Source organism: Paenibacillus solanacearum (assembly GCF_910593845.1).
GTDB lineage: Bacteria > Bacillota > Bacilli > Paenibacillales > NBRC-103111 > Paenibacillus_G > Paenibacillus_G solanacearum.
Genome location: NZ_CAJVAS010000017.1, coordinates 70,298 through 84,879, shown reverse-complemented (window position 1 = coordinate 84,879; position 14,582 = coordinate 70,298). Strand labels below are relative to the sequence as shown.

Genomic DNA, 14,582 nt, shown 5'->3' with positions numbered 1-14,582 from the left:
GATTGTCTGGCACGATTATAGAAGAAGCGAGGTTTGGATCGATGAGGCCTGTTGCCAAAGTAAGCCGGTTTGTTGGGGGAACATTTTCTGTATGGGTCATCGCTTTTGCTTGTCTTGGATTTTTTTGGCCTGAGGTCTTCAAGCCGTTAAAAAACTATATTTCCTTTTTTCTGGGCATTGTCATGTTCGGCATGGGGCTTACGCTGTCCTCTGCCGACTTCCGCGAAGTGTTCCGCCGTCCGCTTGAAGTGTTCATCGGTGTAGTCGGCCATTATATCATAATGCCGCTGCTCGCCTATGTTCTGGCGCTAGTGCTCAAGCTCCCGCCGGATATCGCCGTTGGCGTCATTCTGGTCGGCTGCTGTCCGAGCGGGACGGCCTCCAATGTGATGGCGCTGCTTGCCAAAGGCGACGTGGCGCTTGGGGTATCCATCGCATCCGTTTCCACGCTGATCGCGCCGCTGGCTACGCCGGCCTTAATCAGCCTGCTTGCCGGACGTTGGATGCCGATCGATGGCGGCGCGCTCATTAAGGACATTGTAATGGTCGTGATTTTTCCCATTATTCTCGGCGTGATCGTCCGGGGCCTGTTTAAGAAACAAGCTGAAGCAAGCGTGCAGGCGCTTCCGCTAGTATCTACCCTCGCGATTGTCATTATTGTAGCGATTGTCGTTGCCGGCAGCAAAGCCAAAATTATTGAGAGCGGCTTGCTTATTTTTGCCGTCGTCATCTTGCATAACGGCCTCGGGTATTTGCTCGGGTACTGGTTCTCCAAGCTGTTCGGCATGAGCTACAGCAAACGCAAGGCGGTTTTGTTTGAAACGGGGATGCAAAATTCAGGTCTTGGCGCTGCGCTTGCATCGGCTCATTTCAATCCGGTCGCTGCGGTTCCGAGCGCGATCTTCAGCGTATGGCACAACATCTCCGGTTCCCTGTTGGCCACTTGGTTTGCGCGTCGCGCGGAGAAAGAGGAGTCGAAGACAAGCTCCCCCGATTGATTGTACTGGACACTTGTTCCACTCTTTCGGAATCGCCATATATACCATCGCAACGAGACTGCCGGCAGGCAGTCTTTTTGCATTGACTGCATCGCCGTCGTCGTTTCATTACGATGGCTAACGATGTTTAAGTTTCATTAAAGGTTTGCGTACTACGATAGAACCAGGACATCCAATACAGCATTTTGTGAACCAGAGCCGAGGATGACAGGTCTTGAACGCTGTCCCTGAACCATGACTTGTTCATAAAATAGAGCTTGCGAGGAGAGATGATGGATGAAAATACAACCATGGATCAAACAGGGCGGATGTGTTCTGCTTTGTGCAGCGATGCTGACGGCATGCGGCCAAGAGAAGGCACCGACAAACGCATCAGCGTCCGCATCGTCTGCATCGACGGTATCGGCAGCAGCGGATACGAAAGAGAAGACGCTCGGTTATGCCGATGAAATGAACAAAACCCAAATCATGAGCTTTTCGATTAACGCGGATGAAGCCAAATGGCAGGACATGCTGGATCATGCCAGCGAGGAGGAGTACATCCCTGCGGATGTGACGATTAACGGGACGACGATCAAAAACGTAGGGATTCGGCCCAAAGGAAATTCCAGCTTAAGGCAGATCGTCAATGACGAAACAACGGACCGGTATAGTTTTAAAATCAAATTCGACGAATATGTAGACGGTCAAACGTGGATGGGGCTTGATAAACTCGCCTTGAATAATATGTATTCCGATAACAGTTATTTGAAGGAATATATCAGCTACGACCTCATGAGCTATATTGGGGTGGACGCGCCGCTGGTTTCTTTTGCCAATATCGACGTTAACGGGAAGGCGTGGGGGTTCTACTTGGCAGTCGAAGTGATCGATAGCGGTTACCTCGACAGAACCAAGGACGGCGAGGGTGAGCTGTATAAGCCAAACAATGATGACAAGGGCATGAACGAGATGGGCGCAATGAAAGGCGACCCGATGAAGGACAAGGAGATGACTGCGAATCCGCCGGCTGCGCAAGGCGAGGGCGCTGCTCCTCCGCAAAGACCGGCCGGCAACGCGGCACCGACGGGAATGCAGCCGCCGGACGGAAATCGCGGCGGAGGCAGAGGCATGAATGGCGCCCAGAACGGCGTTTCCCTGGAGTATACCGATAATGCCGTCAGCAGCTATTCGGCCATCTTCGATAACGCCGAAACCAAGACCAAGGAAGAAGATGAGCAGCGAGTCATTACGGCTTTGCAGCATTTGAATGAGGGCACCGATCTGGAAACCTATGTCGATGTCGATGCGGTTCTTCGATACTTCGCCGCGCACACGGTTGTGGTGAATATGGACAGCTACACGTCCAGCATGGGGCATAATTATTACTTGTACGAGAATAACGGTCAGATCAGTATACTGCCTTGGGATTATAACTTATCGTTTGGCGGGTTCCAGTCTGGCACAGCGTCGGATATCGTCAACCTTGCGATCGACACGCCGCTATCCGGCGTAAGCCTTGAGCAGCGTCCGCTTCTTGGGAAATTGTTAGAAGTTCCCGAGTATAAACAAAAGTATCATCAATATTTGCAAGAAATTGTAGACGGTTATTTTGCTGACGGGCAGTTCGAACAGACGGTGGCGAACCTGAACCATCTCATCTCGGATGATGTGAAAAATGACCCCAGCGCGTTCTGCACCTTCGAGGAGTATGAGGCGTCGGTTGCCGAATTAACGAAGATCGGGACGCTTCGCGCGGAAAGCATCGATAAACAGCTGAAGGGCGAGATCCCTTCGACGACCGAAGGGCAAAAAGCAGATACAAGCAAGCGGGTAGACGCCTCTTCGATTGATCTTACGAAGATGGGGGGATTTGGCAAAGGGGGTCCGGGCGGTGAGGGTTTCGGCGGTCCGGGCGGGTTCCCGGGAAGCATGGATCCCGCGGGCGGTCCGCAGCGAAGAACCGGGCCGAACGAACAACCATCCGACAAGCAATAACGGTTAAAAAGCAAAAAAACACATTGTTTGCGGCTGTGGCTGCGACAGTGTGTTTTTGTATATTCGAATGCGTCGTTACGCGTTCATTTGCCGAGCACGGTCATTTCGGATAATCCATACGTGCCGTCAGGTCGTTCCTTGTCCAGCACGAAGGTCAATGATGTGATCTTCGTGCCGCCGATTGCCGCTATTGCGGCGGCTCCCGGCTCCTTCGGAAAGACGATCGGAATCGATGTGCCGTCATCGAGCAGCAGTTTTCCGGAATGGATCGCTCTCTTCGGATCGCCGCTGTCATGCAAGAGCACGGTCGATACTTCATGCGCTTCCTTCCATTCCAGCTTGACCCATGAGCGTTCCTCGTTCGATGGAGCCCATTCGTTTTGCGCGAATGCGGCGTAGAGGCCGATCTCGCCATCGGTGAGCAGTTTCTCTGACCCTTCCTTGCCGGAGACGGAGCTGACCGTCAGTTTGGCGTCTGCGGCAATATTGCGCCACGCCGTAGAGCCTGACGGAGCGGCTTGCTTGGTGAGCGTCGGGCCGTTCACGTAGATCGAGCCGTCCTCACGGAAGCCCATCTTGTCAATGTTCAGCTGGCGCGGATTGCCTTGGCCGGCTTTTTCGTTATCCTGCTGATTCATCCGGCTGTGGTAGACCATCCAGAGCTCCGAGCCATCGGGAGAAGGGACTACGCTGTGATGGCCCGTACCCGATACTCCGTCATAATCGGCTTGCAGAATCGGATTATGTTCCCATTTCACGAAAGGGCCGGTCGGGCTCTTCGAAGTGGCGAAGCCGACGGAATATTGTTTATTGCAGGCGCAGTTTGCCGAATACATCAGGTAGTAGATGCCGTTGTGTTTCAGCATCCAGCTGCCTTCGTTGATAAGCGTCTTCCCTTTATTTTCCCAGTCCTGCTCCGGCTGCGTTAACCGTACGGGCTTCCCCTTGTACGAATGCAAATCTTCGTTTAGTTCAACGGCATAAATATGACTCTCTTTATGGTCGCCTACGTTGTGCAGCGCTTTGGTGAAATACAAGTATATTTTGCCGTCGTCATCCATAAAGACATACGGGTCGATCACGCCGGCGGGATCGATATCCGGCCCAAAGCGGAATACCGGCGTCTTCTCCGGATGCTTGAACGGTCCCTTGGGGCTGTCGCTGACGGCGACAGATAACCGCTTCGGCGTTCCTTTCCCGGCGGAGGCGGAGAAGAACAGGTAGTATTTCCCTTTATACTCCAAGGCATAAGGCGCCCAAAAATCTTGTTTGGCCCAAGAAGAAACTTCGGCGACCGGCAGCGACGGCCCCTCGGACTTCCAGTGAACGAGATCGGGGGAAGCGTACGTCTTAAAGCCCATGCCCGTCACATAGGCGTAATATAGGCCATCGCTTGCCCGGAACACGCCGGGGTCCGCCGCATTCTCTTGCAGCGGATTGTTGAACAGCAGCTCGTCTCCAGCGGAACGGACAGGCAGCTCCGGCTGCCGGGCTTGTGCTTCCGAGGGCTGGGAATAAGCAGACAAATGCCGGCCCTGATCGGTTCCCGGACTCAGCTGCGCAGCTAACGCTGCGGCTGCCGCCACGACAACGATTGCAAAACCGATGATAGCAGTTTTCCTATTCATCATGAACCGCGCTCCTCTGTGCAGTAGAGTCCGAAAATTACATATCTTGATGCCTGCGAACTACCGGGATGCAGATACATTATAGATTCGTTCGATAAGAGTCCTCAAGACGAAAATCGCAACTCGTCCGTATCTTGCATATTCCTGGCCGCATTGTGCATCTACGGGCAGCGTATCGTCATAAGGCGCCTCATGAACAGCGATGACCTTCATCACTGGAAATGTGCATTATACCCGTGGCAACGGAACAGTTCATCCCACTGGCGGATTCATACAATTAAGTATTCCACAAAGGAGTGTGAGGAAGTGAATGAAGAAGAACGTCAACGTGTCACAATCGCGTCGCCGCAGCATTACGTTAAAGCCTAATGACAGACTGGATATTCGCTGCCGTAATCAGCGCAACCAGCCCGGCCGTACGAAAACCATCGTTCTATACCCGGGAGATAAGCTTGTAGTTCGGTGCCACCACTGGTAATCGGTATCTAACCATACAAACGAAGACTGCGGAGCCATTGTGGCGAAGCAGTCTTCTTACATAAGCGACCGTATGAAGTAAGCGCTGTACAGTCGGAGCGGGCGGTCAATGTTCTTTTTTCCGGAATTCCATAGGGGAGAGCCCGGTCCGTTGCTTGAAAAAGTTGGATAGATGATACTGGTCGGTGAAACCAAGCTGCTCGGCAATGTCCCGTATCGAGATGCTTGTATCCTTTAGCAGCACTTTTGCCGTTTCCACTTTTCGCCGTAACACATATTGATAAGGGGTCGATCCGGTCTCCGCTTTGAAGATGCGGTTCATATGCCGGATGGACATATTGAAGTGCCGGGACATTTTTTGCGCTTGGAACGTTCCGTTTCCGATCATGTCGAGATAATTCATAAATTTTAACGCTTGAGCGGACAGCTTCGAGTTTCGTTGAATCAGCAGCTTGCTCAATGTCATAACAATTTCGGTGCACACGAGCATCATCGTAATCTGGATGGATTCCAGCTGCTTCTCCTGCTCGATGACGCGAATGCCTTTGCGGAACAAGCCTTCCATGTTAGCTTGAGCGATATAGGGGGGGAAGGGGATTCGGAACGAATCCAGCAGAGCAAGGCAGCTGCCGCCAAGGTTATACCATAAGTATGTAAATTCATCCGCCGAGTCGTCGACGACAACGCTATGCTGCGTACCCTTCCTGAGAATGAAGACGTCCCCGGGCTTGCATACAAAAGATTCGCTTCCGATCCGAAGTATCCCTTGACCGCTTAACACGAAGGCCAGTACCGAGACGCGGCTGTTGAGCCGTTCGTTGCGGTACGCTGGCTGGCAGTAATCGATGCCGAGCGAAACGACATTAACGGGAAGTTCTTCTTCCCGCGGAAGGACATATATATCGCCGTACCGTTTGCCGGTCGTTCCGAGGCCCAACTGCTTATGCTTGAACAGGATTTGGTCCGTAATTTGCATAGGATTTTTCCTTTCTCTGAAGTGCCGCATTCTCTAAAGTATAAATTTATTGCGTTGAAACATTCAAGATGGAAGAAACGCAAATCATTGGATAGAGGAGTGAAGCCGATCAAGCTTGTATCGTGATATGTCCTTATATTACATATTATTTGCCAATTTATATATTCAAATGTTGCGAGGAAGACTCTACAATAAAAAAGAGACGGAGGTCGGCGAAAGAGAATGAAACGGTTCCGATGACTTTTATGGAAAAGAGGCAAACGCAGATGACAGAGATGTACAGAAGCGAATATCCCCGGCCGCAATTCGTTCGCGAAGCATGGTTCAATTTGAATGGGGAATGGGAATTTGAATTCGACGATCGGCGAATCGGCCTGAAGGAGAAGTGGCAGCAAGGAAATGCGGCGTTCAGCCGAACCATTCAAGTGCCGTTTGCGTTCCAGAGCAGTCTAAGCGGCATCGGCGATCCCGCGTTCCACGATTGCGTCTGGTACCGCCGCCGTCTGAGTATCCCCGAGCCATGGCATGGCAAGCGCGTGCTGCTGCACTTCGGAGCGGTGGATTACATGGCGGCGGTATGGGTTAATGGCGAGCAGGTGGCTGTACATGAAGGCGGCCACACGCCGTTCTATGCGGACATTACCGATGCGCTGAGCCCGACGGGCGATAACGTGCTGGTCGTCCGGGCGGAAGACTTCAGCGAAAATTTATCGCTGCCCCGGGGCAAGCAATATTGGCAGCCTGAGTCGCATGGCATCTTCTATACGCGGACTACCGGCATTTGGCAAACGGTGTGGATGGAGGCGGTATATCCTACCTATCTGGAGAAGGTGCAGTTGACGCCGGATGTGGACCGGGGCGCTGTGGAAATTCGCGCTTTCGTTAAAGGCCACACCCGGGAGACCGAGCTTCGCCTGCAAGTACGCGTCTCGTTCAAAGGGAGCATGATCTGCGAGGATACTTATTCGCTCAAGGAGGCGGAGGAGACGCGCACGGTTGTGCTGCAGGATTACCGCAAACGAGGCTTTCAGCATTTCCGGCGCTGCCATCTATGGACGCCTGAAACACCGCATTTGTACGACATTCAATTCAAGCTGCTCGTGGACGGTCAGCCGGCCGACGAGACTTCGAGCTATTTCGGCATGCGGAAAATTACGATCGAGGACGGCATCGTGAGGCTGAACAACCGCGTGTGCTATATGCGGCTTGTGCTCGATCAAGGCTATTATCCCGACGGCAACCTGACGCCGCCTTCCGACGAAGCGATCAGGAAGGATGTAGAGCTGACGAAGGCGATGGGCTTCAACGGCGCGCGCAAGCATCAGAAGATCGAAGATCCGCGCTATTTGTACTGGTGCGATCGTCTGGGGCTTCTCGTGTGGGGGGAAGCGGCTAACGCTTATTTGTACTCCAAGGAGTATGTGCGCCGGTTTATGAAGGAGTGGGAGGAAGCTATCGACCGCGACTATAACCATCCCTGCATCGTCGCCTGGGTGCCGCTTAATGAGAGCTGGGGCGTTCCTGACGTCAAGGACGATGCGGTTCAGCAGCAGCATTCCCTCGCCCTGTATCATTTGACCAAGTCGCTCGACGATACCCGCCTGGTCGTGTCGAACGACGGCTGGGAGCATATGCGCACCGATCTGCTGACGCTTCACGATTACGAGCCGTCGCAGGAAGTGCTGGAGACACGCTACAGTACGGTCGACAAGGCGGTGAACGCCATCCGCAAACACAATAAACCGTCGTTTGTCGGCGGCATGAAATATGAGGGCCAGCCCATTATGGTCAGTGAGTTCGGAGGCATCTCCTTCAAGAAGAGCGATCGCGCCGGCTGGGGCTATTCGGGCGCCGAGAACGAGGAGGAATTTCTGGAGAAGCTGAAGGCTGTCGTCGGGCCGATGCTGACGTCGCCCGTCGTCCAAGGCTTCTGCTACACGCAGCTTACCGATGTCGAGCAAGAGATAAATGGTCTATTGACATATGAGCGCGTGCCGAAAGTACCGGTGGAGCGAGTACGGGAGATTGTGGAAGGGAAGCGGGTTCCTCTTTAAGGCATCGCATGGAATGCGGGATTCAACATCGGGATCGGGATTCACAATGATCCGACTACATGGACAAGGAGGCTGCAACGGCATGCCGAAACAAACGAACAGACCGAATATTATTGTCATCATGACTGATCAGCAGCGGGCGGACGTCTCGGCGAGGGAAGGATTTCCGCTGGACACGACTCCTTTTCTGGACAGCCTCGCCCGGAAGGGCGTATGGTTCGATAAGGCTTACACGGCTTCGCCGATCTGCGTGGCGGCCCGATGCAGCATGCTGACAGGGCGTTACCCGGGCGCGCACCGCGTTCGGGAGAATGGCGGCATACGGCATGTATCGTATACTCACGACGTATTCGACGTGATGAAGGAACAAGGGTACGCCACGGCCCTTATCGGGAAAAATCATACATATCTCAAAGCGAACAGCCCTTCCGTCGATCGCTTTGTCGCGCTGAATCATTTCGGCGACCAGGGGCCGTTCCGCAGCGAGCAGGAGAAATCGTTCACGGAGTGGCTGAGCCGGCGCTCTCAATGCTGCATGGAGCCGGCGCCGTTTCCCGCCGACTGCCAAAATCCGGCACGCGGCGTAACGTCAGCGTTGGAATGGGTGGAATCGCTGGACGAGGAACCGTTCTTTCTATGGCTGAGCTTCCCGGAGCCGCATAATCCTTATCAGGCGCCTGAACCGTACTTCTCCATGTTTCCTCCGGACACTTTGCCGCCCGTCCGGGCGACGGCCGAAGATCGGGAACGCAAAGGCTTCAAGTGGCAGTGGTGCCGGCAGCAGGGCGACTATTTCAATCCGGATTACGAGGCGGAGATACCGCGCGTGCGCGCCAATTATTTCGGCATGCTGCGCTTGATCGACGACGAAGTTCAGCGTCTGGTTCATACGCTGGAAGCCTCAGGCCGGCTGGACAATACGATACTGGTCTATTTGTCGGATCATGGGGATTTCGTCGGGGAATACGGGCTCATTAAGAAGGGGCCGGAGCTGCCGGACATTTTGCTGCGGATACCGCTGTTCTTTGCCGGGCCGGGCATTGTATCGCAGGAACAACCGCACCCCGCGCATGTCTCCATCGTCGATCTGCTGCCCACGCTATGCGAAGCGATCGGCGCCGACATCCCGGCGGGCGTTCAGGGCCGAAGCTTGTGGCCGCTGCTTACGGGCAAGGAGTACCCGGCTCAAGAATTTGCCAGCGTATACGGCGAGCACGGATTCGGCGGACTGGAGTTTACCGATGAGGACGGGCTGGATATAAGCCATTTCGGAAGCTCAAGCGAAAAAGACGGAGAACGTATCGTCCGGTTCGATGAATTGAATACGGTAACGCAGAGCGGGTTTATGCGGACCGTCCGCAAAGAGGACTGGAAGTTAAACATGAGTATGCGAGGGAAGCGGGAGCTGTACCGCATATCCGACGACCCGCTTGAATTAAACAACCGGGCCGGCCAATCCGAGACGCTCGAGACCGAGCTGGACTTGCTTAGCGAGCTGGCGGTGTGGATGATGCGAAGCGAAGACCCCCTCCCTTACCCCGCAGGCTACTCGTACAAGAAGGACCCGCGCAATTATGCGGCTCCGTACCGCTGCGAGTAAGCGAATGCCGGCCGGATGGCGCGTACTTGCAGCGGTTCCGTGCTTCGTTGCGGCCGAATCCGGCAAGAGCGGGGGAGGGGCTTGCGTTACCCGTTCACCGGACCGTTCACGGGGTCGATTGCAAGTAATCTGCGAATACGTCTGCGAAGGCATCCGCCGCAAGCAAGCTTTCCTGCAGCGTATTGTTCGCGCCGCCGACCTCCAGCAGCAGGCTGCCGGGGGAGACGGACTGATTGTATTCGCCGTTGCCTTCTTTGGCGCCTTTGAGCAGTACCCCGCGCGATAAGCCGGGGTATTTTTTGTCCAGCCGCGCGCTTAGCGCTTCGGCAAGCTTCTTGTTTTTCATATAATCCGGGTGGTTGGTTCCGACCACGAACAATATGCGCGCGTAAGACTTGCCGCCGACCGCGGCCGTCGTCGTGCTTCTCGGGACATCGCTGTCACGATGAATGTCGATAAAATAGGCGAGCGAAGGGTTCGCTTTCACGGCGACATCGACCGATTTACGGGATTCCGCGTACGACTCGGAATAGCTTCGCTTTTGCTCCTGCAATTTTTGGGCGATGTCGTCGTTGCTGGCTAAGGTCGGGACGCCTTTTTGCTGCAGAAGATGGCCTAACTGCTTGCCGACCAGCGAAATATTCGTCTCCGGGTCGTCGATGGAAGAGCCGGCCGTCTGGCGGGCCACGTTCTTCCAAGACTCCCGGTTATGCGTATGATAAATGAACACGCGGCTATCCGCTTGAGAAGCTGCGCTCGCTTGTACAGTCGCGCCTGGTGGCTTGGCGCCCAAGTCGCTCTGCACGACCCAACTGGCCACATACGCGAGGCTCCCGTCCTGACGCGTGACGCGGTACCAGTCTCCTTCGGCCATCACGATCGGAAACGTGTCGCCGGGCTTCGCTTTTCCCACAATATCGTAATCGGTTCCCGGCCCGCTTCGCAGATTCGTAATATCGACGATCGAGACGACGGCAGACTGGGCAGGTTGCCGTTCCGGCGGTGGATCCGGTGCGGCGCTGGTATTCGCAGAAGCGCCAGGTACTGCCTTACCCTCGGTTTTGGCACGCGTTGGCGGTTCGGGCAGAGGCTTCGGCTTTGACACGGCTTGTTGCGGCTTTACGTCTGCAGATCCGGTTCTCACATATTCGATATACTCGTTAAAAACCCAGCCTTCGCCGCTCGCCAGCTTGATCTTTACCCACTCGTCTTGTCGGTCCAGCACTTGAAACGCAGGGTCCTTACCGATCAATTGGATGGAAGCTGCGGACAGCTTCGGCTCAGTACGAACGTTCAGCCGCTCTACCGTGCTTCTCACGTATTCGACGGAAACGGTCTTGGCAGCGGCGCCGGCGGCGATCACTGTGCCGGCTTTCTGCGCTTTGTCCGATTCGGACGCATGTGCGCTATCGGCTGCGCCGAACAACAGCAGCATGCCGACGGCGGCTCCCCCTAGATTGAAACGCAGCAAATAATTCCTCTCCTTATGTCGATCATATCCGTTTTCTTCATTACGGAATTCGACATCGTTGGAGAAAATCCTTCCAATATCGTCCAAATCGGATAATCGAGGACCGGGAAATGGCTCGGTTATTCCCGGATCGTGTTCTGGAAAGGCTGCAGCAGGAAGCGCGGGAGGAGGAGGGCTACAAGGGCTGCGGCGGATTCGGGGCGGCCTGCTGCCGCCTGTGCCGCAATAAAAAAACAATCCGCGCAGCACACGGATTGTTCATGAAAGATCTCTTAACGAAGATCGCAGACGGGGAGTCGCGAAGCCATATCGGCGATCGTAAACCGGCGAAGATGTTCGATCGACTGCTGCTCTGCATCGAACAGGATGGCAACGAGCAGCGTATCCAGCGGCTTGCCGGCCTCGCCGCACATACCGCTTTCTTCGGTCTCCGCGCATTCGGCCCGGAGCGCGATGTAGACGTCAGCCAGCGTAATATCGCAAGCCGGTTTACCGAGGGCGTAGCCGCCGTCTCTGCCTTCTCTTGCCTCGACCATCCCCGACGGCGTCAGCGCCTGCAGCACTCTTCGCAAAAAAGTCGCATGCGAATTGACCTCGCATGCGATCGCCGAGCTGGGCAGCATCTTCTCGCTGCGGGCCAGCCACACCAATGCGTGTACAGCAATTACGAAACGGCGGGGCCCTGCCGGTATCCCCCGATTCGTCATTCCCATCTCGGGTCACTCCTTATTATAAATCGCTTTACGATTGCTTGACGTACCCTATCGTCTCATTCGTAAGCTCATTATAATGGTTTTCGGGGAGTTCAACAACAAGGCGGACTGCCGTTGTCGATTCGCCGTCCTGGCTTACGCTTCTTCCGGCATGGCATTCCGGAAAATCACTTCCTCTACGGGCAAACGCACCGTCTTATGGGCTTGTTGGGCCGCTTTGCCCACGGCAATCAACATGACGACAGCATAGCGATCGGAAATTTGCAACGCGTTTCTAAGCGCTTGTTCATCGTATCCCGCCATCGGCACCGTATCGTAGCCTCTGGCCTTGGCCGAAAGCATCAGCTGCATCGAGACGAGGCCGCCGTCGATGAGCACGGAACGCTTGACAGCCTCCGAAGCGGGATCCGCGTAAAATCGGCGCAAATTGTTCAATACTTGCGCTTTGACCTGTTCGTTCATATACCCGGCTTCCACCGCTGCGCTGTATATTTGCTCGGCTTTGTCGATGGCCTTCAGATCGCCAAGAACGGCGACAATGGCCGAAGCTTGAACCACTTGCTCCTGATTGAAGGCGATCGGCAGCAGCTTCTGCTTCAGTTCCGCTTCATCGATCACAAGGAAGCGCCAAGGCTGCAAATTCGCTCCCGAAGGCGCAAGGGTTGCTTCCTGCAATAGCTCTGCCATTTCTTCCCGGGAAATCGTCCAGCTCGGATCGTATTTTCTTACCGAATGACGCTCCTGAACCACATCGGTGAATAAAGCCGCTTGCCCAACTTGAATAGACATATCATTCATCCATCCTTCCGAATTGTATGATGCGCTCTTGTATCAACGGACCGGCGTTTTGACGATCGATGCGTTAACTGCGCATTTCTAAGCACAGTATAAAAGATAACTGCAATCAAGTCAATAACAGTTGCTGTTAAATGAAGCGCCGCTTTTTGGCCCGGCTTGGAACGAGCCCGCTCGGGAAACGGTACCTCTAAGCACCCAGCTGAGCGGGGTTATGCTTATGGAAATGTTGGCTGCGATCGAGCGGGAAGAGGCCACTGTTATGCCGTGTCTGCCGTCAACTTGCGCGACGAAGGGCGAGCAAACGAGTTCGAATTAACCGATGATCCCTCATCTTCCCAGAATCATAAGCCGCTGATCGATAGCAGATTAGCGGCTCACTGCATGTCTACTGACGGATGCCCGAGGTTTTTACCAGAACTCTAAGGTTTACTGCAGAAAGGCAGCCCAGCCGTGCCGAGATTTCATGGAGGTGTGCCTTAAGCGCGGAACGGTCTTAATCCGTACGCCTTTGCTACGGCTCCCAATGTGCTTGGATTTCTGAATACATAGATGCGGGAAACCTCCGGCCCTTTCGCATCCAGCGCGACGACGCCTTGCAGTTCTCCTTTGGCTTCCGCCAATATGGCGGGGGCTCCGTTAATGCGGATAAGCTCGAACCGCAGAGGACCTAGCGTTCTCGAAGTAATGTTCAGCAGTCCCCGGAGGTACACGGCGACGAATTCGGCCGACACGATCGGTTTGGCCGCCGTTTGCACACCCGGTCCCCGATCCGTGTATAAGATGACGTCTTGCGATAATAAACGAACAAACGGCTCCATATTTCCTTCGGTCAGCGCGTTGTACAAACAAGCGGTGAATGGTCCGGTCGGCTGAGATACCGATGCCGAATCGGCATCCAGGGCGATTTTGCCCCTGACGCGGCTGTACATTTTCCGGCATGCCGCTTCCGTTCGATCGACGACGCGCGCAATGTCTTCATATCCCCATTCGAACGCTTCCCGCAGTACATAAACGGCGCGATCGATCGGATTCAGACGCTCCATTAACATGAATGAGGCGATCGACAGCATGTCGTTCCTTATCATTCGCTCATCCATCGCAGCAATCCCTTCGCCAGTAGGCAACGGCTCAGGAAGCGGTGTTCCTGCATACCGCTCTTTACGCCGCCGCCCGGATTTCATAACGTCCAGGCAGCGGTTCTTTGCGATTTTGGCCAATAATGCTTTCGGATGCTCGATTGTGCATCCCGCATATGCGCGTGCCAACAGAAACGTTTCTTGTACGATGTCCTCCGCATCGTGCAGTGAGCCGAGCATCTGATAACATAAGGCGATCAAAAAGGGCCGATATTGCGAATACCACGCTTCCCACTGTGCTTCCGCGCTTCCCGTTTCCATTGTCGCTCCTCGATTCCTCGTTTTCCGTATATATAAAGTAAATAACTTTCGAGCCCGAAGATCAATCCTGCCGCTGGCAGGAAGCCTGGATCGAGGGTGGCATGCACGACCGCGATGCCAAGGACGATGGGCGCGAGCGCGATCAGTGCGGGCAGTACCAAGCGGCTGCTCAAGAGCAGCAAGGAGCAAGCCAGCTCCACGGTTTTAAGCATAAGCAGCCATGCATTCGAGCCTTGAAAAACGGCGATGATCTCAGGATTCGCGGGCATGATCGGCTGCATACCCGATCCATACAGAAACCCGTTGCAAGCGCCGATGAAAAAGGTTATTCCGAGTAACAGCCGCGCAGCGTGACGAAATAGGATCATGGTATTCATTCTGAATTATCGCACTCCTTAGGTAATTTTGTTTTGGTATAGAACGATCCAGCCGATGGTTTTGTGACGAATGTAACCATAATTTGGAGGGGAGGAACGCCATTTTTTTCAAAAAT

The 14,582-nt window shown here is 54.4% G+C and carries 11 protein-coding genes; 4 read left to right on the top strand and 7 right to left on the bottom strand.

Going from position 1 to position 14,582, the window contains the following annotated elements:
* The first annotated feature begins 41 nt into the window (after positions 1-41).
* Both KXG62_RS18775 and KXG62_RS18770 read left to right on the top strand, forming a co-directional pair.
* A complete protein-coding gene (locus KXG62_RS18775) occupies positions 42-998 on the top strand; it encodes a bile acid:sodium symporter family protein (protein ID WP_218093537.1) in 957 nt (318 codons plus the stop codon).
* Positions 999-1,274: 276 nt separating this feature from the next.
* Entirely contained in the window at positions 1,275-2,975 is a 1,701-nt protein-coding gene (locus KXG62_RS18770) for a CotH kinase family protein (protein ID WP_218093536.1), read from the top strand.
* 83 nt (positions 2,976-3,058) lie between these two features.
* Here the strand turns inward: KXG62_RS18770 and KXG62_RS18765 are convergent, their stop codons facing one another.
* Entirely contained in the window at positions 3,059-4,606 is a 1,548-nt protein-coding gene (locus KXG62_RS18765; RefSeq protein ID WP_218093535.1) for a glycoside hydrolase family 43 protein, read from the bottom strand.
* 580 nt (positions 4,607-5,186) lie between these two features.
* Complete coding sequence (locus KXG62_RS18760; RefSeq protein WP_218093534.1) at positions 5,187-6,056, bottom strand: AraC family transcriptional regulator; 870 nt, start codon at positions 6,054-6,056, stop codon at positions 5,187-5,189.
* A 266-nt stretch (positions 6,057-6,322) separates the two neighbouring features.
* On the opposite strand from KXG62_RS18760, the gene KXG62_RS18755 reads away from it, so the two are divergent.
* Entirely contained in the window at positions 6,323-8,110 is a 1,788-nt protein-coding gene (locus KXG62_RS18755; protein ID WP_246627519.1) for a glycoside hydrolase family 2 protein, read from the top strand.
* Positions 8,111-8,192: 82 nt separating this feature from the next.
* Complete coding sequence (locus KXG62_RS18750; RefSeq protein WP_218093533.1) at positions 8,193-9,710, top strand: sulfatase family protein; 1,518 nt, start codon at positions 8,193-8,195, stop codon at positions 9,708-9,710.
* Between the two features lie 106 nt (positions 9,711-9,816).
* Here KXG62_RS18750 and spoIIP read toward each other — a convergent pair whose 3' ends face one another.
* The 5 genes from spoIIP to KXG62_RS18725 all read right to left on the bottom strand — a co-directional run bounded on the left by spoIIP (position 9,817) and on the right by KXG62_RS18725 (position 14,466).
* The gene (gene spoIIP, locus KXG62_RS18745) at positions 9,817-11,181 is read right to left on the bottom strand and encodes a stage II sporulation protein P (protein ID WP_218093532.1); all 1,365 of its coding nucleotides are present in this window, start codon (positions 11,179-11,181) and stop codon (positions 9,817-9,819) included.
* Between the two features lie 272 nt (positions 11,182-11,453).
* Positions 11,454-11,894, bottom strand: a complete 441-nt coding sequence (locus KXG62_RS18740; protein WP_218093531.1) for an RrF2 family transcriptional regulator — start codon at positions 11,892-11,894, stop codon at positions 11,454-11,456.
* A gap of 135 nt (positions 11,895-12,029) precedes the next feature.
* Positions 12,030-12,683: a nitroreductase family protein gene (locus KXG62_RS18735; protein ID WP_218093530.1), complete on the bottom strand. Its 654-nt coding sequence runs from the start codon at positions 12,681-12,683 to the stop codon at positions 12,030-12,032.
* A gap of 485 nt (positions 12,684-13,168) precedes the next feature.
* On the bottom strand, positions 13,169-14,089 hold the full coding sequence (locus KXG62_RS18730) for a sigma-70 family RNA polymerase sigma factor (RefSeq protein ID WP_218093529.1): 921 nt from the start codon (positions 14,087-14,089) through the stop codon (positions 13,169-13,171).
* Positions 14,026-14,466, bottom strand: coding sequence for a hypothetical protein (locus tag KXG62_RS18725; protein WP_218093528.1), 441 nt, complete (start codon positions 14,464-14,466; stop codon positions 14,026-14,028). Before KXG62_RS18725 ends, KXG62_RS18730 begins: the two co-directional genes overlap by 64 nt.
* Between the last annotated feature and the right edge of the window lie 116 nt (positions 14,467-14,582).